Genomic DNA, 20047 nt, shown 5'->3' on the forward strand with positions numbered 1-20047 from the left:
GGCAGGCGTCCACGGTCGGCACACTTCCTGGAAGGTCAAAGGTCATGCCCGAGATCATCGCGGGGCTGGAGATTCCTGAGACAGCGGCGGTCGCTGAAGCGACCAGGCTCACCCAGGAGACGACCAGCCCTCTCATCTACCACCACTCCCGGCGGGTCTTCTTCTTCGGCCTCATCCACGCACACAGGCTGAGCGTGAAACCGGACCCGGAGCTGCTCTACCTGGCGGCCATGTTCCACGACACCGGCCTGCTGACTCCCTTTTCCGATGTCGAGCAGCGCTTCGAAGTGGACGGCGCCGACCACGCGCGTAAGTTCCTCCTGGACCGGGGTTTCTCGCCGGCCGCCGCCGATACCGTCTGGACGGCGATCGCCCTGCACACCACGCCGGGCATCCCCGGCCGGATGGCCCCGGAGATCGCGACCACCCACCTCGGCGTCCTGACCGACCTGCTCGGCTTGGGCTGGGACGGCCTGGACCACGATCAGGTGGACGAAATCCTCGCCGTCCACCCACGGGGGGACTTCAAGAACGAGTTCCTGCGCACCTACGTCGACGGGCTCAAGAACCGCCCCGAAACCACGAACGGCACCGTGAACTCCGACGTGCTCGAACACTTCATCCCGGACTTCCAGCGCACGAAGACAGTCGAACGCATCATCGGCTCACCATGGCCGAGCTAACAGTCCATGGTGGCGTGGCATCCGGCGTCGACCGGTTATTGAACAGAGACTCCCGCCCGATAAGATCACGGGAGCCGTCGGAGGTCGTTCATGAGAATGATTCCACTGTCGTGGTCCCATGCACTGGCTACAGGCGCTGCCCTGGTAACACTCGTAAGCTGCTCCACTCCCGGGGACAAGGAATTGTTTCATGTGGTCAACGAGACGGGGGAGACGCTGACGTTACGCTGGAAAACCAACCCTGTCCCTTTGGCGACTCTTACGCCAGGTGGGGGCACGTCGGTAGGGGTTCACCCCTCACGCTGTACGAATCCCGACCACCAAATCGTTCTTTCAGCTTCGAGTGAAGCGAACAATAACTATGAATATGGCCCTGGCGTGTGCCCTGGCGCGATGTGGAAGATCCGCGATCGCTGATCGACAGCTCCTTCACTTCCTTCCCCGCATAGCGTCCCGCGGAGCGCGACGCCGTCCCCTGCGGAATTTGCCCCACTCGCGGGGGTCCGGGGGCCGGAGGCCACCGGCGAGGGGGTGCGGGGGAGCTCGGCTCCCCCGCACAGCGCGGCCCGAGTTCGTAACGCGCGAAGCGCGCTCAAGCGAGGCCTATGCCGTTAACTCGCCGGATGTGGGGCCAGCCAGGCGGTGGTGTCGGGGGGTAGGGCGCCGTCCTCCAGGGGTCCGCTGGTCAGCAGGATCTCTCCCGCTGGCAGTGGTACGACCTCCGTGCCCAGGTTGGTAACGCAGGTGAGGCCGGAGTCTCGGGTGAAGGCCAGGACAGCCGGGGAGTACGGGAGCCAGCTCAGGGTCCCGTCACCCAGGTACGAGCGGCGCAGGCGCAGGCCGGTGCGGTAGAGGTTGAGCATGGAGTCGAGGTCGGGGAGCTGAGCTTCGGCCGAGAGTTTGCGCCAGCTCTCCGGCTGGGGCAGCCACGGCTCCGTGCGGCCGGGGCCGAAGCCGAACGGGGGTTCGTCGCCCGACCAGGGCAGCGGCACCCGGCAGCCGTCCCGGCCGGGGTTGGTGCCGCCGGAGCGGGCGTACATCGGGTCCTGGCGCAGCTCGTCCGGCAGGTACTCGACCTCGGGCAGGCCGAGCTCCTCGCCCTGGTAGACGTACAGGCCGCCGGGCAGGGCCATGGCCAGCAGGGCGGCGGCGCGGGCGCGGCGGTAGCCGAGCTCGGCGTCGGAGGGGGTGCCGTGCAGGGCGCCGCCGTGGGCGAAGCTGGTGTCGGCGCGGCCGTACCTGGTCACGGGGCGGGTGACGTCGTGGTTGGACAGCACCCACGTCGGCGGGGCGCCGACGGGGGCGTGGGTGGCGAGGGTGAGGTCGATGACCCGGCGCAGCTCCGCGGGGTCCCAGGGGCAGGACAGGAAGTCGAAGTTGAAGGCGGTGTGCAGCTCGTCGGGGCGCAGGTAGCGGGCGAAGCGTTCCTGATCGGGCAGCCACAGCTCGCCGATCAGGACGCGCTCGTCGTAGGAGTCGGAGACCTGCCGCCAGCGGCGGTAGACGTCGTGCACCCCGTCGAGGTCCTCGTAGGCGGTGTCCGACTTGAGCAGCAGGGCCGCCGAGTCGATGCGGACGCCGTCGACGCCGCGATCGAACCAGAAGCGGAGCACGTCCTCGAACTCGGCGTGCACCTCCGGGTTGTCCCAGTTGAAGTCCGGCTGTTCGGGAGCGAACAGGTGCAGGTACCACTGGCCGTCCGGCACCTGGGTCCAGGCGGGGCCGCCGAAGATGGACCGCCAGTCGTTCGGCTCGTCGCGGAACCAGAAGCGGTCCCTGGTCGACGGGTCGGTCAGGGCTTCCTGGAACCAGGCGCTGGCGGTGGAGCTGTGGTTCGGCACCACGTCGATGATGACCTTGATGTCCAGCTCGTGCGCCTCGGTGATGAACGCCTCCGCCTCGGCGAGGGTGCCGAAGACCGGCTCGATGTCGCGGTAGTCGGCCACGTCGTAGCCGCCGTCGGCCATCGGTGACGGATACCACGGGTTCAGCCAGATGGCGTCGGCGCCGAGGTCTTTCAGGTACGGCAGGCGGGATCGGAGCCCGGCCAGGTCGCCGACACCGTCGCCGTTGCCGTCGGCGAAACTGCGCAGGTAGACCTGGTAGATCGCGGCCCCCCGCCACCACGTGTTCGGCATGCTCATCCTTTGATGGATCCGGCGGTCAGGCCCGCCATGATGTGACGTTGGAAGATGAAGAAGACGATGATCGTCGGGACGCTCGCGACGACCAGGCCGCCCATGATGGCGTTCTGCGAGACCATGCCCGCGGTCTGCGACAGGCCGACGCTGAGCGTCATCTTGTCGCTGTCGGTCATGACCAGCAGCGGCCAGACGAAGTCCTTGAAGGAGGTGACGATGGTGAAGATGGACACCACGCCGAGGATCGGCCGGGAGATCGGCAGCACCACCGACCAGAGCACCCGTAGCGGGCCGGCGCCGTCGATCTGCGCCGCCTCGATCAGCTCCCTGGGGATCGAGTCGAAGAAGCGCTTGAGCAGGAAGATGTTGAACCCGTTGGCCGCCGCGGGGAACCACAGCCCCCACGGATTGTTCAACAATCCCAGGTCCACCACCGTGACGTAGAGCGGGATCAGCACGACCATGGCCGGGATCATCAGGGTGGCCAGCATCGCGCCGAGGATGACGCCGCCGAACATCGGCCGCAGCCTCGACAGCGCGTACGCCGCCGACACGTCCACCGCCATGCAGAACAGCCACCCGCCGAAGGAGTAGTAGGCGGTGTTCCACAGCAGGGTGCCGAGGTCGAACAGGTCCCACGCCTCGACGTAGGAGTCCAGGGTGGGCTCGGCCGGGAAGAGGGTCGGCGGCATCTGGGCGATCTCCTCGCCCGTCTTCATGGCGCCGGTGATCATCCAGTAGAGCGGGAAGAGGAAGATCAGGGTGAAACTCACCACGATCGTGACCAGCACGGCCCAGTAGATCCGCCTGCCCCACCGGCTGTTGAGCTGGAGCGGGGAGATGATCGTACGGAACTGGGACTCGATCGGTCTGCCACGCCTTCGCCTGGCCCTGCCGCGCCGGGTGCCGGCCCGGGCGCCGACGGAGATCATGTCTTGTCCTCCCGGGTGAGCCGGAGCTGGAAGGCGGCGAAGGCGAGCAGCACGATCATGAGCATCATGCCGAGGGCGCCGGCGGAGCCGTAGTTCTGGTAGGTGAACGCGTACTGGAACAGCAGGTAGGCGACGGTGACGGTGGAGTTCTCCGGGCCGCCGCCGGTGAGCATGTACGGCTCGATGAAGACCTGCATGGTGGCGACGATCTGGAGCATCAGCATGAGGAGCAGGATGAGCCGGGTCTGCGGGATCGTGACGTGCCTGATCCGTTTCCAGATACCGGCCCCGTCCAGCTCGGCCGCCTCGTACAGCTCTGACGGGATGTTCTGCAGGGCGGCGAGGTAGATGAGCGTGGCGCTGCCCATGTTCATCCAGGTCGAGACGATGACCAGGGAGATCAGGGCGGTGGTCGGGGAGTCGAGCCAGGCCAGGCCGGGCAGCTGGAAGAAGCCCAGAACCTGGTTGAACAGCCCGGGCCCCGGATCGAAGAACCACCTGAACAGCAGCACCGCGACGATCGGCGGCAGCATGACCGGCAGGTAGACCACGAACCTGAGGTAGGCCCGGGCGTGGCGCAACTCGTTGAGCACGACGGCGACGACGAACGGCACGACGTAGCCGCAGGCCAGCGCGAGGAACGTGAACTGCAGCGTGGCCAGCCAGGCGTCGGCGAAGGCCGGATCGCTGACGGCGTAGCTGAAGTTGTCCAGCCCCACCCAGGTGGGCGGGTCGATCAGGTTGGTCGACTGGAAGCTCAGGATGAACTCCCTGGCCATCGGGTACCAGGCGAACACCGCGAAGCAGAGCAGCGCCGCGCACAGGAACCCGTAGGCCGTCAGATTGCGCCTCAGAACCGGCATACAGGTCAGCCCTTGGCGGCCAGCACGGCGTTCGCCTTGGTCTCGGCGTCGGCGAGCAGCTTGTCGAGGTCGGCGTCCTTACGGCTGAGCACGCCCGACATGGCCACGTCGAGGATCGCGTAGAGCTCCTGGGCGTGCGGCGGCTCGGCCTTCGGCGGGATGGTGGCGGCGGCCTGGACGTACGGCTCGTAGTTCTCGACCGGGAGGGTGGCGTTGGTCTTGCGGTCGGCCTGGAGGGCCTTGCCGGTGGCCGAGTCGCCGTAGACGTCGTTGTCGGGCACGCCCACGGGGTTGCCGATGGTCTTGCCGCGGGCGAAGTCGAAGCGGCCCTTGCCGACGGTGTTGAAGCGGAAGTCGATCCACTGCAGCCCGGCCTTGGCCTCGGCGGGCGTCGCCTTCGGGTTGACCATGAACGCCTCGCCGCCGCTGAGCGACGCCTTGGCCTCGGGGAAGCCGGTGATGCCGTAGTCGGCGACGTTGCCCTTGAACTTGTTGACCACGTCGGTGACCACGTCGGGGGCGCCGAGCATCATGCCGACCTTGCCGCTGCCCATCGCCATCATCAGCGACTCCCAGCCGACCAGGAGCTTGTTGCCCATGCTGTCGTCGGTCCAGCGCATGTCGTGCAGGGTCTGCAGGACGGCCTTGCCCTCGGGCGAGTTGAAGGCGGCCTGCTTGTTGTCGGGGGTCAGGATGTTGCCGCCGCGGCCGTAGATGGCCTGGGTGAAGTGCCAGCCGCCGGTGTTGCCGCCGGAGTACTCGCCGTAGCCGACATGGCCGGAGCCGAGCCCGGCGATCTTCTTGGCGGCCTCACGGACCTCGGCCCAGGTCGTGGGGGGCGTGTTCGGGTCGAGGCCGGCGTCGGTGAAGAGCTTGCGGTTGTAGACCAGGCCGACGCCGTAGTGCACGTTGGGCACGCCGTAGGTCTTGCCGTCCTTGGTGACCAGCTCGCGCACGTCGGTGCGCAGGTCGTTCCAGTTCTTGATCTCGCTGGTGTACGCCGAGATGTCCAGGGCCTGGCTCTTGCCGATCACGTCGTCGTAGTTGGTGACGGGCACCACGAAGACGGTCTCCATCTGGCCGCCGGCCAGCTTCGGCCCGAACGTCTTGGGATCGAAGCACGGCTGCTGGTCGGTGCTCTTCACGGTCACGCCGGGGTGCGCCTTCATGAAGGTGGCCACGTCGTCGTCCCACGCCTGGCGCTCCTTGGGCGCCGACTTGGCGGGCTGACAGGCGACCGTGATCGTCACCTGCTCGGCGGCACCGGCCGTGGGCGTGGCCGGCTCGCCCGACCCACAGGCGGACAGGCCGAGCGCGGTGACGACTAAGAGTCCGGTGGCTCTCTTCATTGATCTGGCCCTTCTGATGCGAGGTGCCCACACCATAGGATCGCCAACGAGAGTCCGCAAGATTTCGACGGCCTATTGCAAGATAACGACTGAGTTACGAAGCCCGAACCCTCGCCGTGGAGGCCCGTACGACCAGCTCCGGCTCGAAGAGCAACTCGTCCGCCGACACCACGGCCTTGTCGATCTGGGCCACCAGCAGGTCGACCGCGGCCCGGCCCATCGCGTCGATCGGCTGGCGGACCGTGGTCAGCGGCGGGTCGGTGCAGTTCATCAGGGCGGAGTCGTCGAAGCCGATCACCGACACGTCGCCGGGCACGGTCAGCCCCGCGCGCCGGGTGGCCCGGACCGTGCCGAGCGCGAGCAGGTCGCTGGCGCAGATCACCGCGGTCACGCCACGCCTGACCAGCCGGGTCGCCGCGGCGTGCCCGCCTTCGAGCGCGAACATGGTGTGCTCGACCAGCTCGGGGTCACCGCCCTCGGCCAGGAAGGTCTCCAGCTTGCGCCGGGACGGGATGTGGTCCTTGGGCCCCAGCACCATGCCGACGCGCTCGTGGCCCAGCGCCCGGAGGTGGCCCAGCGCCATCTCGGCGGCCACCACGTCGTCGCACGACACCTGCGGGAACTCCAGGCGCTCCACGGCGGCGTTGACCAGCACCGTCGGCAGCTTGCGCTCGTGCAGCAGCTCGTAGTGCCCGTGCGCGGCGTCGGCCTGGGCGTACAGGCCGCCGGCGAAGACCACGCCGCTGACCTGCTGCTGCAGCAGCAGGTCGACGTAGTCGGCCTCGGACACGCCACCGACGGTTCTGGTGCACAGCACGGAGGTGAACCCCTGCTGGGCCAGGGCGCCGCCGACCACCTCGGCGAAGGCGGGGAAGATCGGGTTCTGCAGCTCGGGCAGGACCAGGCCGACCAGGCGGGCGCGGTCGCCGCGCAGCTGGGTGGGGCGCTCGTAGCCGAGCACGTCGAGCGCCGTCAGCACGGCCTCGCGGGTGGCGTCGGACACCCCCGGCTTGGCGTTGAGCACGCGGCTCACGGTCGCCTCGCTCACCCCGACCTTCTTGGCCACGTCTGCGAGTCGTCGCGTCATGCGCAAACTATACGACAGAATACGCAAACACTTGCAACCGCTTACGTTGAATCGACGGCTCGCCTTGCACGAGGCGGGAGGCGTACACCTTGGACTGCCACCCACCTTGACCAGGGACAGAGACAGCCAGGCCATTGCCACAGTCAGTCAATTGTTTGCGCAATCCCGTCGAAATATTGCTGAGGTCTGCTGGACATCTTATGGTGCGCCCAACCGCACTTCTTCCGAAGGGCCACCCCCCATGAGAGCACTCTTAGCCGCCCTCACCCTGGTCATCTCCGTCCTCGTCGCCCCGCTCCCGGCGGCGGCGGCCGACACCAATCTCGCGGCGGGCCGGACCGCCATCGCCAGCGGCCACACCGACGTCTACCGGGCCGCCAACGTCACCGACGGCGACCAGGCCACCTACTGGGAGTCTCCTAACAACGCCTTCCCCCAATGGGTCCAGGTCGACCTGGGCGCCACCGCCACCGTCAACGGCCTCACCCTCGAACTGCCCGCCGGCTGGCCCAGCAGGACGCAGACGCTGACCGTCGAGGGCAGCGCCGACGGCGCGAGCTTCACCACCATCAAGGCGTCGGCCACCTACACCTTCGCCCCCACCGCCACCGTCGCCGTCAGCACGAGCACCCGCTACGTCCGGCTGCGCTTCACCGCCAACACCGGCTGGCCCGCCGGCCAGCTCTCCGAGTTCGAGGTGTACGGCGAGCGCGGCACGAATCCAGAACCGGGGGCGAACCTGGCGATCGGCAAGCAGATCGACGCCTCCTCGCACACCCACACCTACGTGGCGGCCCACGCCAACGACAACGACCTGGACACCTACTGGGAAGGCGCCGCCTACCCGAACACGCTGACCGTCAAGCTGGGCGCCAACGCCGACCTCACCTCGGTGGTGCTCAAGCTGAACCCGGCCCCCATCTGGGGCAGGCGCACCCAGACCATCCAGGTGCTCGGCCGTGAGCAGAGCGGACGCGACTTCGACGTCCTCGTCCCGCAGGCCACGTACACCTTCGACCCCGCCGCCGGGAACGCCGTGACCATCCCGGTCACCGCCACGGCCGCCGACGTGCGGCTGCGGATCACCGCCAACTCCGGCGCGCCGGGCGGGCAGGTGGCCGAGTTCCAGATCTTCGGCGAACCGGCGGACAACCCGGACCTGACCGTCACCGGACTGACCTCGGCCCCGGCCGCACCGACCGAGACCGACGCGATCGAGCTGTCGGCCACGGTCAGGAACACCGGCACCGCCGCCTCGGCCGCCACCTCCGTCGCCTTCTACCTGGGCGACGACAAGGCCGGCAGCGCGAACGTCGGCGCACTGGCCCCCGGCGCCTCGGCCACCGTCTCCGCCGGCATCGGCACCCAGGACGCCGCCAGCTACGCGATCAGCGCCAAGGTCGACGAGGACGGGGACGTCTTCGAGCGGGACGAGACCAACAACACCGCCACCGGCACCCTGACCGTGCGGCCGGTCGACACCGCCGACCTGGTCGCCGCCCCGGTGGCCTGGACCCCGAGCAATCCCGCCCGCGGCGACACCGTGACCTTCTCGGTGGCCGTCAAGAACCAGGGCACCCGGGCCAGCGGCGGCGGCTCCCACGGCATCACGCTCACCGTGACGAACCCGGCCGGCGACGTCGTACGGACCCTCACCGGGTCCACCAGCGGCGTGCTCGCCCCCGGCGCCACCAGCGCCCCGGTCAACCTCGGCACCTGGACCGCCGCCGACGGCCGGCACACGGTCAAGGTCGTGCTCGCCGCCGACCCGGAGGAACTGCCGGTCAAACGGGACAACAACACCAGCACGCATCCCCTCTTCGTCGGCCGCGGCGCCAGCATGCCGTACGACATGTACGAGGCCGAGGACGCCGCGGTCGGCGGCGGCGCCACCCGTGTCGGCCCGAACCGGACCATCGGCGACCTGGCGGGCGAGGCGTCCGGGCGGCGCGCGGTGACGCTCGGCGGCACCGGCTCCTACGTCGAGTTCACCACCCGCGCCAGCACGAACACGCTGGTCACCAGGTTCTCCATGCCGGACGCGCCGGGCGGCGGCGGCATCGACTCCACCCTGAACGTCTACGTCAACGGCGCCTTCCACAAGGCCATCGCCCTGACCTCGCGCCACGCCTGGCTGTACGGCCCGGAGGCGGAGCCGAACAACAACCCCTCCTCCGGCCCGGCCCGGCACATCTACGACGAGGCCAACGTCATGCTGAACGCCACCGTCCCGGCGGGCAGCAGGATCAGGCTGCAGAAGGACGCGGCCAACACCTCCACCTACACGATCGACTTCGTCAACTTCGAGCAGGTCGCGCCGCTGGCCAACCCGGACCCGGCCCGTTATGCCGTACCGGCCGGATTCACCCACCAGGACGTGCAGAACGCGCTCGACCGGGCCCGGCAGGACAGCGCGCTCACCGGCGTCTACCTGCCCCCGGGCGACTACCAGACGGCGAACAAGTTCCAGGTGTACGGCAAGGCCGTCAAGGTCGTCGGCGCCGGGCCGTGGTACACCCGCTTCCACGCGCCGGCCGGGCAGACCAACACCGACCTCGGGTTCCGGGCGGACGCGACGGCCAACGGCTCGACGTTCGCGAGCTTCGCCTACTTCGGCAACTACACCGCGCGCATCGACGGGCCGGGCAAGGTGTTCGACCTCAGCAACGTGTCGAACATCACGATCGAGGACCTCTGGGTGGAGCATCAGGTCTGCATGTACTGGGGCACCAACACCGACAACATGGTCATCAGGAACTCGCGGATCCGGAACGTCTTCGCCGACGGGCTCAACCTCACCAACGGCAGCACCGGCAACCGGATCGCCGACATCGAGACCAGGTCGACCGGTGACGACAGCTTCGCGCTGTTCTCCGCCACCGACAACAACCAGGGCGAGCAGCACGGCAACGTCTTCGAGAACCTCACCTCGCTGCTCACCTGGCGGGCCGCGGGCGTGGCCGTCTACGGCGGCTACGACAACGTCTTCAGGAACATCTACGTCGCCGACACGCTGGTCTACTCCGGCATCACGATCAGCTCGCTGGACTTCGGGTACCCGATGCACGGCTTCGGCGCCAGCCCGCCCACCCGGTTCGAGAACATCTCCCTCGTCAGGGCCGGCGGGCACTTCTGGGGCGCGCAGACCTTCCCCGCCCTGTGGGTGTTCTCGTCGTCGAAGGTGTTCCAGGGCATCCGGATCAACGGCCTGGACATCGTGGACCCGACGTACTCGGGGATCATGTTCCAGACGGGCTACGACCGCAACGGGCAGCCGCTGAACCCGGTGACGGACACCGTCTTCGACAACGTCTCCATCAGCGGGGCGCGCAAGAGCGGTGACGTCTTCGACGCCAAGTCCGGCTTCGGCATCTGGGTCAACGAGATGCCCGAGACCGGCCAGGGCCCGGCCATCGGCTCGGCCACCTTCACCGGCCTGAGGTTCGCCGACAACGCGCGGAACATCAAGAACACGACGTCGACCTTCACCCTCACCGTCAACTAGAGCTCGGCCCTGGTGGGCAGCCCCTGCCAGTCGCTCGCGCTGGTCACCGCGGCGGCGCTCAGCAGCGTCCCGCGGTGCAGGCGCTCGGGCGGGGTCAGCCCGTCCAGGGCCGCGCTGATGTATCCGGCCACGAACGCCTCCGCCGAGCCGGAGGTGTCCACCACCGGCACCTGCGGGCCCGGCGCGTCGTAGCGCATGCGGTCCGACCGTACGCTCGCGCCCTTCGCGCCGCGGTCCACCACGACCTCGCGCTCGGGCGTGAGCGCGGGCTTGACCAGGTCCAGCTCGTCCTGATGAACGAAGAGCAGATGGGAGTCACAGGCCAGCTCGGTCAGCGCGTCCTCCGCCTCGCGCACCGAGGCCCACAGCTCGGGGCGGTAGTCGACGGCGAAGGAGATCATCACCTCGGCGTTCCTGGCCGCGCTCACCGCCGCGCGCACCGCCTCCAGCGCGTCCCGGCCCAGCGCCGCCGTGACCCCGGAGACGTGCAGCATCTTCGACGCCCCGATCCGGTCGATCGGCACGTTCCCGGGCGTCAGCCCCGACCCGGCCGAGCCGGCCCGGAAATGGGTGACGTGCGGGCTCAGACCCACCCGGGTGTCACGCAGCAGCAGGCCGGTCCGGCCACCCTGCGTCACCCGCACGTCGGCGGCGTCAACGCCCTCGCCCCGCAGCACCGTCAGCACCCGGGCGCCCAGCTCGTCGGCACCCACTTTGCCCAGGTAGGCGCAGCTGTGGCCGAGCCTGGCCAAGGCGACGGCGAGGGTGAACTCGGGCCCGCAGACATCGAGCCGCGCCTCGTGCTCGTGCCGGACCCGGCCGCTGGACACGACACCCAGTGCCTCGCCCAGCGTGTAAACGTCGATCATGAGCACAGACTGTAGTCGGTGAAGGTCACGTCAAAATTTTTTCCTGGCGACAGTGCAGGTGACGGCTGTGATCAGATTTTTCCCGCAACTTTAGACAACCTTTTCCCCATACTGTGGCTCTAAGTAGTAGAGGAAGTTGGCCGTCCCGGGCCGACTTCAAAGCAATACGGGGAGAGGAATCAGCACCCTCATGCGTAAGCTCGCTGTAGGAATCATCTCCGCCCTGGCCGGCGGAACCATGTTGATGTCCGGTGGCGTCGCCACCGCCAGCACCACGACCAAGGCCGCCCCTGAGGTCGAGATCGTCGACATCTCACCGAACCCGGTGGTGGTCAAGTGGGGCGGCGAGACGACCGCCAGCTTCAAGGTCAACGCGTCCTCGGACGTCGAGAAGGTCGAGCTCAGCGTCGAGCCGCTCACCCGCGGCCCGCGGGCGCTCGCGGCCAAGGACGTCAAGCCGCTGGAGGACTGGCGCTTCTCGGTGCCGTTCGACTCCCGCGACTACGAGGGCAAGTGGCGCGCCACCGCCGTGGCCTTCGACAAGGACGGCAAGCGCGTCGCCGCAGACACGTCGTTCTTCGCCGTGGACATCGAGAAGCGCCGGACGAAGGCCGCCACGCGGATCATCGGCTTCGAGGCCTCGCCGTCCAGGGTCTTCAAGGGCCGGTCCGTCTACCTCTCCGGCCGCCTGCTGGTCAAGGACGGCAGGGGCTGGGACACCGTTCGCAACGCGGAGGTCTCCCTCTTCTACCGTGCGAACGGCTCCAGCGGCTGGAAGTGGGTCGACTCCGACCGTACCGACCGTCGTGGCAAGTTCGACACCAGGACCCGTCCCTTCAAGAGCGGCAGCTACAAGGCCGTCTACAAGGGCAGCTTCAGGACCGAAGGCACGTCCAGCGACAGCGAGTACGTGCGCGTCATCCGGTTCCGCCGCTAGTCAACTCTGAGTGAGGGCCCGGCCGTCTCGGCCGGGCCTTCGCCATGTACGGGGGCTCATCGGTGAGAGGCGGCCCCTCGGGGGTAGCGACGCACGTATGGGTGACGACCTGCTGCACGAACTCGACCGGTTCGACCCGTTCGACATCTTCGACGCCGAGGCGGCCAGGCTCGACCGGTTCTTCGCCGGCCTGGACGCCGACGGCTGGCGGCGCCCCTCCCGGGCCGCCGGCTGGTCGGTCCGCGACGTGCTCGGCCACCTGGCGGGCGAGGAGCTCTACAACCAGGCGTGCCTCGACGGCACGCTGCAGGACCTGCTCTCCCTGATGGAGAGTGAGGGCATCAGGGGCTACAACGACTTCAACGAGTGGTGTGTACGGCAACGCCGCGACGTACCCGTCGACGAGGTGCTGCGGGAGTGGCGTACCAAGAACGGCGACACCCGCCGCCGCATGCGTGCGCTGGGCCCGGACGCGCTGCTGGAGACCATGGCCGGCCCCTACCCGGTGGGCAGGCAGGCCTTCCATTACGACTCCGAGTACGCCACCCACGCCGATGACGTGGCCGCCCCCGTCGCCGAGGAGGAGGCCGAGGGCCGTACGCGCTGGCGGGCGGCGATGGGGCGGTTCGCGCTGGCGGAGAGGGAGTCCAAGGCGCAGGTGGAGCAGACGGCCGAGCAGATCTGGGTGTCCGCGGGCGGGGTGAGCGCCTCCCTGTCCCCGCCCGAGTTCGTCGAGGCTACGGTGGGCCGGCTGCCCGAAGGCCATCCACTGGATCCGCGGCTGGTCTCGGCCCTGCGCTGCCTGGCCTGACCGATGATGTGGCTACGTAACCGCGAGGGCACCGAGCCCGCGACCGCGCGCAGCCCCGTGCGCGTCCGCAGGATCCTCTCCGTGACCGCGCTCGTGCTCACCACCGTGGCGGCCGTCTTCTTCGTCTCGCGGGCGCTGAGCACCGGCGAGGAGGTCTGGGTCTGGGAAGCGGCGATCGCGGCCGTGGTGGCCATCATCGCCGCCGTCGACCTGCTGGTGCTCAGGCACCGCCGCTCACGCCATCGCGACGGCCAGCACCAGCAGTAGGAGGGTCAGCGCCACGATCGCCACGATCAGCCACACACGGCCGACTCGCCGGCCGGGCCGCGCGCCGGACCCCCGCTCGCCGGCCGGCCGCTCGGGTTCGGCTCGCCTGATCGGCTCGTCGCCGGGGATCGGGGTCGCGTCCCGGGCGCGCGGCAGGTCGTCCTCCTTGCGCTGAGCCGGTACGCCGTCCGACTCGATCTTGTTGATCGCCGCGACACGCCGGGCGAGCTCGGGGTCATCCTGCTCCAGAGCCTGCTCGATTTCAGCGAGGATGCGGCGTTCCTTCCCAGAGAGACTCATTGCGCGATCACCATCGCTCCCACGCCGGTAAAGCCCTTGTACCCGCAAGTAACCGGCGCATGCGGACTCTTCATCGCAGAACGCTCTTCTGTCCACAATGCTCTTGGATTGGGGCAGGAACGACGAAGCCCCCGCCCGCTCCGGCGTTGGTCAGGCCGGGCGGGACGGGGGCGGCGCGCTCACGCGCGTCACATCGTGCCGTAGCGCTGCTTGAAGCGCTCGACCCTCCCGGCGGTGTCCAGCACGCGGCCGCGGCCGGTGTAGAACGGGTGGCTCGCGGAGGAGACGTCGACGTCGACTACGGGGTAGGTCCGGCCGTCCGTCCACTCGACGGTCCTGTCGCCGGCCACGGTGGACCGGGTGAGCATGGCGAACCCGACGCTGGGGTCACGGAAGACGACTGGCCGGTAGGACGGGTGCAGGTTCTTCTTCATGCCCCCTCCAACCCGGTGGCAACGGTTTTCATTCCCGAGCCTCGGGATCCAGTCCCAGAACAGAGCGACCACCGTCGACGGGCAGGGTCACACCGCTCACGAACGAGGCCTCGGGCGAGAGCAGGTACGCCACCGCGGCGGCGATCTCGGCCGTGGTGGCGACCCGGCCCAGTGGGTGCAGCCGGGCCATCTCCGCCTCGACCCCGGCCGCCTCCGTCCCCTGTCCGGCCAGGAACCGCTCGTAGCGCTCCGTCGCCACCGAGCCCGGCGCCACCGCGTTCACCCGGATGCCGCTCCTGCCGTACTCGACCGCAAGTGCCCTGGTCAGGCCCTCGACGGCGGCCTTGGCCGTCGAGTACGGCAGGCTGCCGGGGACCGCCCGGCGCGCCTGGTGCGAGGTGACGTTCACGATGGCCCCCGCCGTACCCGAGGCCAGATAGCGGCGCACCGCGGTGGCGCAGCCTACGACCGCCAGCCCGAGATTGGCCGTGATCAGGGCGAGGACCTCGGCGGTCGGGGCGGAGTGGACGGAGGCGTCCCCGAAGACGGCGGCGTTGTTGACCCACCCCGAGAGCGTGCCCGCCTCCTCGGCGAGGTCGGCGGCGCGGGCGGCGACGGCCTCGTCGGCCGCGTCCCCGATCACGGGGACGACCCGGGGGCCGGCCCAGTCGAGGGCACCCGGGGCGTGTTCGACGACGACCACGGTGTCCTCCTCCCCCAGGAGCCGCTGCACGACGGCTCGCCCGATCCCTCGTCCGCCACCGGTCACCACATAAGACAGGCTCATAACGGTCCGCCATTCCCCCGATATGCCGATAATCACGGCATTTCCGGCCGTTTCGGGAGTAAGGCATGGCGGCGCTCGCCGACTCGGAGCACTCTCGCGGGTGGCCTACGATCGCCGTGGGCGAACCTCGCCGAACGTCGACCCCCGAACACGTAAGGTAGCCACATGGATACCTCCCTTGAGGTCCTGCACCGGGTGTTCGGCTACGACTCGTTCCGGACCGGTCAGCAGGAGATCATCGAGCATGTCGTCTCGGGCGGCGATGCGCTCGTGCTCATGCCCACCGGCGGCGGCAAGTCGCTGTGCTACCAGATCCCGGCCCTCGTCCGGCCAGGGGTCGGGGTGGTCGTCTCGCCGCTGATCGCGCTGATGCAGGACCAGGTCGACGCGCTCACCGCGCTGGGCGTGCGCGCGGGGTTCCTCAACTCGACGCAGGACTTCGGCGAGCGGCAGCGGGTGGAGGCGGCGTTCCTGGCGGGCGAGCTCGACCTGCTCTACCTCGCGCCCGAGCGGCTGCGGGTCGAGGCCACGGTGCGACTGCTGGCCAAGGGCGAGATCTCGCTGTTCGCGATCGACGAGGCGCACTGCGTCTCGCAGTGGGGGCACGACTTCCGTCCCGACTACCTCGCGCTGTCGGAGCTGCCCGCGCTCTGGCCCGAGGTGCCGCGCATCGCGCTGACCGCAACCGCCACGCCCGCCACGCACGCCGAGATCTCCGAGCGGCTCGGCTTGGGGCAGGCCCGGCACTTCGTGGCCGGCTTCGACCGCCCCAACATCCACTATCGGATCACCACCAAGAGCGAGCCCAAGCGCCAGCTCCTCGATTTCCTGCGCACCGAGCACCCCGACGAGGCCGGCATCGTCTACTGCCTGTCGCGCTCCTCCGTCGAGAAGATCGCCGAGTTCCTCGTCGACAACGGCATCGCCGCGGTCCCCTACCACGCGGGTCTCGACGCCCGCACCCGCGCCGCCCACCAGGCCCGCTTCCTGCGTGAGGAAGGGCTGATCGTGGTGGCGACGATCGCGTTCGGCATGGGCATCGACAAGCCCGACGTGCGCTTCGTCGCCCACCTCGACCTGCCCAAGTCCCTGGAGGGCTACTACCAGGAGACCGGCCGGGCCGGGCGTGACGGGCTGCCCGCCACCGCCTGGATGGCCTACGGCCTGCAGGACGTCGTGCAGCACCGCCGGATGAGCCTCGAAGGCGACGACCAGCACCGCCGCCGCCAGGCGCACCACCTCGACGCGATGCTGGCGCTCTGCGAGACGGTGACGTGCCGCCGCGTCATGCTGCTGGACTACTTCGGCCAGAGCGGCACCGAGGCGTGCGGCAACTGCGACACCTGCCAGACGCCCCCCGAGTCCTGGGACGGCACGGTGCCCGCGCAGAAGGTGCTCTCGACCGTGCTGCGCCTGGCCCGCGAGCGGCGGCAGAAGTTCGGCGTCGGCCAGATCGTCGACATCCTGCTCGGCAAGACCACCGCCAAGGTGCTCCAGCATGGCCATGACTCGCTGAGCGTGTTCGGGGTCGGCGCCGAGCTGGGCAACTCCGAGTGGCACGGGGTGGTGCGGCAACTGCTGGCCCAGGGCCTGCTGGCGGTCGAGCCCGACTACGGCGCCCTCGTCCTCACCGACGCCAGCGCCGAAGTGCTGCGCGGCAAGCAGGAGGTGCCGCTCCGCCGCGACGCCAAACGGCCCGCCCGCGCCGCCAGACCCGCCGCGGGCAAGGCGCGGGCCGCCGCCGCCGAGCTGCCCGAGGAGGCGGCGCCGGTGTTCGAGCGCCTGCGCTCCTGGCGGGCCGCCACCGCCAAGGAGCAGGGCGTCCCTGCCTACGTCATCTTCCACGACGCCACCCTGCGCGAGATCGCCACTCTGTCGCCGACCTCGCTGACCGAGCTGGGCACGGTCAACGGCGTGGGCGAGAACAAGCTGGCCAAATACGGCGAGCAGGTGCTGGAGACCCTGGCCGGCGAGGCCGCATGACCTGCGAGCCTCACGAGGCGCCGCGTAACGTACGGGCTCACGAGGCAGCCACATGACGTGCGGTGCTCATGGGGGCACGCATGACCTACGGGGCTCATGAGGCGCCACATGACCTGACAGGGCTCGTGAGGTCAGGAGGAGCCGGGGTGCTGGAGGATCTTTCCTATAAAGTGGCGCGCAGGAGGAATCGATGTCGGCCAGGCCCAGGCGTACCACTCTCTCCACCATCGCGGCCTCGGCCGGCGTCTCAGTAGCCACCGTGTCCAAGGTGCTCAACGGCCGCAGCGACGTCGCGCCCGCCACCCGCTCGCTGGTGCGGTCTCTGCTGGAGCAGCACGACTACGTCCCCTCCTCGGCCCGCCGCACCGGGGACACCACGATCGAGATCCAGGTGGACGGCATGTGCGCCTACGCCGCGGGGATCGTCGGGGGCACCGTCGAGGCCGGCGCCGACTCAGGCGTGTCGGTCGCGATCGCCATCAAGAAGGGCCCCGCCGGCGGTGGGACCGCCTGGGCCAGGGACCTGGTCTCCGCCGGGAGGCAGGCGGTGATCACCATCGCCGAGCATCCGACCCCGGCCCAGCTCGCCATACTCTCCCGAGCCCGCCTGCCGGTGGTCGTCATCGACCCGCTCGACCTGTCCGACACCTCGGTGTCCAGCGTCGGCCCCACCAACTTCACCGGCGGCCTCATCGCCACGCGGCATCTGCTCGCCCTCGGCCACAGCCGCATCGCCTACCTCGGTGGCCTGGCCACCGCGCTGTCCAGCCAGGCGCGCCTGCACGGTTATCGCGCCGCCATGGAGGATGCGGGGGTGCCTGTGCTGCCTGATTACGTCCGCACGCCCGGCTTCTGCTATGCCCACGGGGTGGAGGGCGCGGGCGTCCTGCTCGACCTGCGTCCAGCTCCGACGGCCATCTTCGCCGCCTCCGACGAGTGCGCGGTCGGCGCCATCCACGCCGCCAAGGCGCGCGGCCTGCGCGTGCCGGAGGATCTCAGCATCGTCGGCTTCGACGACAGCGAGATCGCGTCCATGACCTCGCCGAAGCTGACCACCATGCACCAGCCCTTGCGCGAGATGGGCATCGTCGCCCTGCGCACGGCGCTGCGGCTGGCCGCCGGTGAGCGGATCGAGTCCGCGCACGTCGAGCTCGCCACCGAGCTCGTCATCCGCGAGTCCAGCCTGACCGCCTGACCGCTGACCGCCTAACCGCCTGACCGCTGACCGCCTGACCGCCTGACCGCCTGACCGCCTGACCGCCTGACCGCTGGCCGCCTGACCGCGCCGGGCCCGTGATCAGCGTGGTCAGAGCTTCAGCTCCAGCTCGATCCAGTAGACCGAGCTGATGTGCTGGGTGAAGTCCGCGACGAGCTCGGCCGCGTACTGGCCGCTGTTGCGCAGGCCGACCTGGAGAGGGCGTCCCTGGTAGTTCGCGCTGATCCGGTAACGGCCGAGGGGGACGTCCACCAGACCCGACCCGTCCGGGGTCCGGATCGCCTTGCGGGTGATGGTGCTGCCCTGCGAACCGTCGGCCAGCGGGCCCTCGGGGGTGAGGGTTACCTCCACGTTCTCGTCCTCCAGGTAGACCTCGGAATTCTGCGGGTCGACGCTGTCCAGGTAGAACAGCACCGAACTGCCATAGTGGCCGAGATCGTCGGGCTTCTCCCCGGTGAGCTTCCAGGTGAAGTTCCTGACCGCGCCGGTCGGGCCGGCGAAGGAGGTGTCGTCCTCGGGGGCGAGCTCTACCAGGTAGGTCTTGCCGTTGAAATCGATCTTCTTGCTGGCCGTGACGTGGAAGGTGGCCGCGACGTCGGTGTCCACCCGGTAGAGGCCGTCGGCGTCGGTCGAGACGACGAGATTGCTGTCGTAGAGGAGCTGGTTGTCCGCGACGATCTCGGCACCCTGGATCGGCTTGCCGTCCGTGCCGACGACCCGGCCCTTCAGCACACCGGCCTCGACCTCCAGATCGCCCTTGCCCTGCCGCGCATCATCCTGCCGCGCACCGTCCTGCTCCACTCTCCCCTGCGTGTCGGACGGGGCCGGGACGCCTGGGGTGATCACGCAGCCGCTCAGGGTCACTGCCAACACGCCTGCCACCAACAGTCTTCTCATGCGTGCAAGCTAGCCAGATGATCTTGCAACGGACTTGCGGCGCATTGTGCGGCAAAGGGGCGCCGGGCCACCAACCGGCCGCTCGAACCAAGCGTCCCGGTCAGCAGCCGGCCGCTCGAACCAAGCGTCCCGGTCAGCAGCCGGTCGGTCGGACCGAGCGTCCTGGTCGGCGGAGACGCCAGTCCGGGCAGCCACCCGCTCCGAGGTCCGAAAAGCGCCGACTTTCAGCGCGCCGTCGGTGTTGTAGAAGGTATGACCATCAACACAGCCGACTGGACGGCCCTGGCCGCAGAGTTGGACGCCCACGGGTGCGCGCTCACGCCGCCGCTCCTCACGCCGGCCGAGTGCGCGAGCGTCTCCGGCCTGTACGGCGAGGCCACGCGGTTCCGGTCCACGATCGACATGGAGAGGTACAGGTTCGGGCGGGGGCAGTACCGCTACTTCGCCCACCCGTTGCCGCCGCTGGTCGAGCGGCTGCGGGCGGCTTTCTACCCGAGGCTGCTGCCGATCGCCCGCGACTGGGCGGCCAGGCTCGGCCGGCCCGCGCCGTGGCCCGACAGCTTCGAGGAGTGGCTGGACAGGTGCCACCGGGCGGGGCAGACCAAGCCGACACCCATCTTGCTGCGGTACGGCCCTGACGACTGGAACGCGCTGCACCGCGACCTCTACGGGGATCTGGTGTTCCCGCTCCAGGTCGTCATAGGGCTGGACCGGCCGGGCGAGGACTACGCGGGCGGCGAGTTCCTGCTGGTCGAGCAGCGGCCCCGGGCTCAGTCTCGCGGCACGGTGACCATGCTGCCGCAGGGCCAAGGGTTGATCTTCACCACGCGCGACCGCCCGGTCAGGTCCGCGCGCGGCTGGTCGGCCTCACCGGTCAGGCACGGCGTCAGCACCGTACGCTCCGGCCGCCGCCACACCCTCGGCCTCGTCTTCCACAACGCCCCATGACCCCGGAGCCGCTCATCGCACCGGTCACGTCGGCCCGG

The 20047-nt window shown here is 69.4% G+C and carries 18 protein-coding genes; 8 read left to right on the forward strand and 10 right to left on the reverse strand.

What is annotated here, in order from left to right; translation table 11 throughout:
* The first annotated feature begins 44 nt into the window (after positions 1-44).
* Positions 45-683: an HD domain-containing protein gene (locus tag IEY87_RS11435; protein ID WP_189138524.1), complete on the forward strand. Its 639-nt coding sequence runs from the start codon at positions 45-47 to the stop codon at positions 681-683.
* 611 nt (positions 684-1294) lie between these two features.
* On the opposite strand, the gene IEY87_RS11440 is transcribed toward IEY87_RS11435, so the two are convergent.
* From IEY87_RS11440 to IEY87_RS11460, 5 genes are all read right to left on the reverse strand, one after another.
* Positions 1295-2821: a glycoside hydrolase family 13 protein gene (locus tag IEY87_RS11440; protein ID WP_189138525.1), complete on the reverse strand. Its 1527-nt coding sequence runs from the start codon at positions 2819-2821 to the stop codon at positions 1295-1297.
* A gap of 2 nt (positions 2822-2823) precedes the next feature.
* Entirely contained in the window at positions 2824-3756 is a 933-nt protein-coding gene (locus IEY87_RS11445; RefSeq protein ID WP_189138526.1) for a carbohydrate ABC transporter permease, read from the reverse strand.
* Positions 3753-4619: a carbohydrate ABC transporter permease gene (locus IEY87_RS11450; RefSeq protein WP_189138527.1), complete on the reverse strand. Its 867-nt coding sequence runs from the start codon at positions 4617-4619 to the stop codon at positions 3753-3755. The genes IEY87_RS11445 and IEY87_RS11450 overlap by 4 nt, the downstream gene beginning before the upstream one ends.
* A gap of 5 nt (positions 4620-4624) precedes the next feature.
* Positions 4625-5968, reverse strand: coding sequence for an ABC transporter substrate-binding protein (locus tag IEY87_RS11455; RefSeq protein ID WP_189138528.1), 1344 nt, complete (start codon positions 5966-5968; stop codon positions 4625-4627).
* Between the two features lie 94 nt (positions 5969-6062).
* Positions 6063-7055 (reverse strand): LacI family DNA-binding transcriptional regulator, encoded by a 993-nt coding sequence (locus tag IEY87_RS11460; protein WP_189138529.1) that lies wholly within the window; start codon positions 7053-7055, stop codon positions 6063-6065.
* A 241-nt stretch (positions 7056-7296) separates the two neighbouring features.
* On the opposite strand from IEY87_RS11460, the gene IEY87_RS11465 reads away from it, so the two are divergent.
* Positions 7297-10560, forward strand: coding sequence for a discoidin domain-containing protein (locus IEY87_RS11465; protein ID WP_225276939.1), 3264 nt, complete (start codon positions 7297-7299; stop codon positions 10558-10560).
* On the opposite strand, the gene IEY87_RS11470 is transcribed toward IEY87_RS11465, so the two are convergent.
* Complete coding sequence (locus tag IEY87_RS11470; protein ID WP_189138531.1) at positions 10557-11429, reverse strand: sugar kinase; 873 nt, start codon at positions 11427-11429, stop codon at positions 10557-10559. The two genes, IEY87_RS11465 and IEY87_RS11470, sit on opposite strands and share 4 nt — an antisense overlap.
* 190 nt (positions 11430-11619) lie before the next feature.
* Here IEY87_RS11470 and IEY87_RS11475 point away from each other — a divergent pair, with 190 nt between their 5' ends.
* From IEY87_RS11475 to IEY87_RS11485, 3 genes are all read left to right on the forward strand, one after another.
* Positions 11620-12366, forward strand: a complete 747-nt coding sequence (locus IEY87_RS11475; RefSeq protein ID WP_189138532.1) for a hypothetical protein — start codon at positions 11620-11622, stop codon at positions 12364-12366.
* Between the two features lie 97 nt (positions 12367-12463).
* Complete coding sequence (locus tag IEY87_RS11480) at positions 12464-13177, forward strand: maleylpyruvate isomerase family mycothiol-dependent enzyme (RefSeq protein WP_189138533.1); 714 nt, start codon at positions 12464-12466, stop codon at positions 13175-13177.
* Between the two features lie 3 nt (positions 13178-13180).
* Positions 13181-13444 (forward strand): DUF6343 family protein, encoded by a 264-nt coding sequence (locus IEY87_RS11485; RefSeq protein WP_225276940.1) that lies wholly within the window; start codon positions 13181-13183, stop codon positions 13442-13444.
* Here the strand turns inward: IEY87_RS11485 and IEY87_RS11490 are convergent.
* The 3 genes from IEY87_RS11490 to IEY87_RS11500 all read right to left on the reverse strand — a co-directional run bounded on the left by IEY87_RS11490 (position 13412) and on the right by IEY87_RS11500 (position 14965).
* Positions 13412-13744, reverse strand: coding sequence for a DUF3040 domain-containing protein (locus tag IEY87_RS11490; RefSeq protein ID WP_189138534.1), 333 nt, complete (start codon positions 13742-13744; stop codon positions 13412-13414). The two genes, IEY87_RS11485 and IEY87_RS11490, sit on opposite strands and share 33 nt — an antisense overlap.
* 188 nt (positions 13745-13932) lie before the next feature.
* Positions 13933-14178 carry a type B 50S ribosomal protein L31 gene (locus IEY87_RS11495; RefSeq protein ID WP_189138535.1) on the reverse strand — a complete coding sequence of 82 codons (246 nt, stop codon included), beginning with the start codon at positions 14176-14178 and terminating at the stop codon, positions 13933-13935.
* 28 nt (positions 14179-14206) lie between these two features.
* Complete coding sequence (locus IEY87_RS11500; RefSeq protein WP_189138536.1) at positions 14207-14965, reverse strand: SDR family NAD(P)-dependent oxidoreductase; 759 nt, start codon at positions 14963-14965, stop codon at positions 14207-14209.
* 165 nt (positions 14966-15130) lie between these two features.
* Here IEY87_RS11500 and recQ point away from each other — a divergent pair, with 165 nt between their 5' ends.
* Both recQ and IEY87_RS11510 read left to right on the forward strand, forming a co-directional pair.
* Complete coding sequence (gene recQ, locus IEY87_RS11505) at positions 15131-16948, forward strand: DNA helicase RecQ (protein ID WP_189138537.1); 1818 nt, start codon at positions 15131-15133, stop codon at positions 16946-16948.
* 190 nt (positions 16949-17138) lie between these two features.
* Positions 17139-18143, forward strand: coding sequence for a LacI family DNA-binding transcriptional regulator (locus tag IEY87_RS11510; protein ID WP_189138538.1), 1005 nt, complete (start codon positions 17139-17141; stop codon positions 18141-18143).
* A gap of 111 nt (positions 18144-18254) precedes the next feature.
* On the opposite strand, the gene IEY87_RS11515 is transcribed toward IEY87_RS11510, so the two are convergent.
* Positions 18255-19061, reverse strand: coding sequence for a carboxypeptidase-like regulatory domain-containing protein (locus IEY87_RS11515; RefSeq protein ID WP_189138539.1), 807 nt, complete (start codon positions 19059-19061; stop codon positions 18255-18257).
* 252 nt (positions 19062-19313) lie between these two features.
* Between IEY87_RS11515 and IEY87_RS11520 the strand changes: the two genes are divergently transcribed.
* Entirely contained in the window at positions 19314-20009 is a 696-nt protein-coding gene (locus tag IEY87_RS11520; RefSeq protein ID WP_189138540.1) for a 2OG-Fe(II) oxygenase, read from the forward strand.
* Positions 20010-20047: the final 38 nt, after the last annotated feature.

The organism is Nonomuraea glycinis (assembly GCF_014646515.1).
Classification (GTDB): domain Bacteria; phylum Actinomycetota; class Actinomycetes; order Streptosporangiales; family Streptosporangiaceae; genus Nonomuraea; species Nonomuraea glycinis.

Excerpts from the sequence above, each read along its gene's own strand:
- IEY87_RS11480 (WP_189138533.1), top strand. The coding sequence starts at position 12,464 with ATGGGTGACGACCTGCTGCACGAACTCGACCGGTTCGACCCGTTCGAC.
- IEY87_RS11465 (WP_225276939.1), top strand. The coding sequence starts at position 7,297 with ATGAGAGCACTCTTAGCCGCCCTCACCCTGGTCATCTCCGTCCTCGTC.
- IEY87_RS11520 (WP_189138540.1), top strand. The coding sequence starts at position 19,314 with ATGACCATCAACACAGCCGACTGGACGGCCCTGGCCGCAGAGTTGGAC.
- IEY87_RS11495 (WP_189138535.1), bottom strand. The coding sequence starts at position 14,178 with ATGAAGAAGAACCTGCACCCGTCCTACCGGCCAGTCGTCTTCCGTGAC.
- IEY87_RS11450 (WP_189138527.1), bottom strand. The coding sequence starts at position 4,619 with ATGCCGGTTCTGAGGCGCAATCTGACGGCCTACGGGTTCCTGTGCGCG.
- IEY87_RS11500 (WP_189138536.1), bottom strand. The coding sequence starts at position 14,965 with ATGAGCCTGTCTTATGTGGTGACCGGTGGCGGACGAGGGATCGGGCGA.
- IEY87_RS11445 (WP_189138526.1), bottom strand. The coding sequence starts at position 3,756 with ATGATCTCCGTCGGCGCCCGGGCCGGCACCCGGCGCGGCAGGGCCAGG.
- IEY87_RS11455 (WP_189138528.1), bottom strand. The coding sequence starts at position 5,968 with ATGAAGAGAGCCACCGGACTCTTAGTCGTCACCGCGCTCGGCCTGTCC.
- IEY87_RS11470 (WP_189138531.1), bottom strand. The coding sequence starts at position 11,429 with ATGATCGACGTTTACACGCTGGGCGAGGCACTGGGTGTCGTGTCCAGC.
- IEY87_RS11515 (WP_189138539.1), bottom strand. The coding sequence starts at position 19,061 with ATGAGAAGACTGTTGGTGGCAGGCGTGTTGGCAGTGACCCTGAGCGGC.
- IEY87_RS11475 (WP_189138532.1), top strand. The coding sequence starts at position 11,620 with ATGCGTAAGCTCGCTGTAGGAATCATCTCCGCCCTGGCCGGCGGAACC.
- IEY87_RS11510 (WP_189138538.1), top strand. The coding sequence starts at position 17,139 with ATGTCGGCCAGGCCCAGGCGTACCACTCTCTCCACCATCGCGGCCTCG.
- IEY87_RS11440 (WP_189138525.1), bottom strand. The coding sequence starts at position 2,821 with ATGCCGAACACGTGGTGGCGGGGGGCCGCGATCTACCAGGTCTACCTG.
- recQ (WP_189138537.1), top strand. The coding sequence starts at position 15,131 with ATGGATACCTCCCTTGAGGTCCTGCACCGGGTGTTCGGCTACGACTCG.
- IEY87_RS11490 (WP_189138534.1), bottom strand. The coding sequence starts at position 13,744 with ATGAGTCTCTCTGGGAAGGAACGCCGCATCCTCGCTGAAATCGAGCAG.
- IEY87_RS11485 (WP_225276940.1), top strand. The coding sequence starts at position 13,181 with ATGATGTGGCTACGTAACCGCGAGGGCACCGAGCCCGCGACCGCGCGC.
- IEY87_RS11460 (WP_189138529.1), bottom strand. The coding sequence starts at position 7,055 with ATGACGCGACGACTCGCAGACGTGGCCAAGAAGGTCGGGGTGAGCGAG.
- IEY87_RS11435 (WP_189138524.1), top strand. The coding sequence starts at position 45 with ATGCCCGAGATCATCGCGGGGCTGGAGATTCCTGAGACAGCGGCGGTC.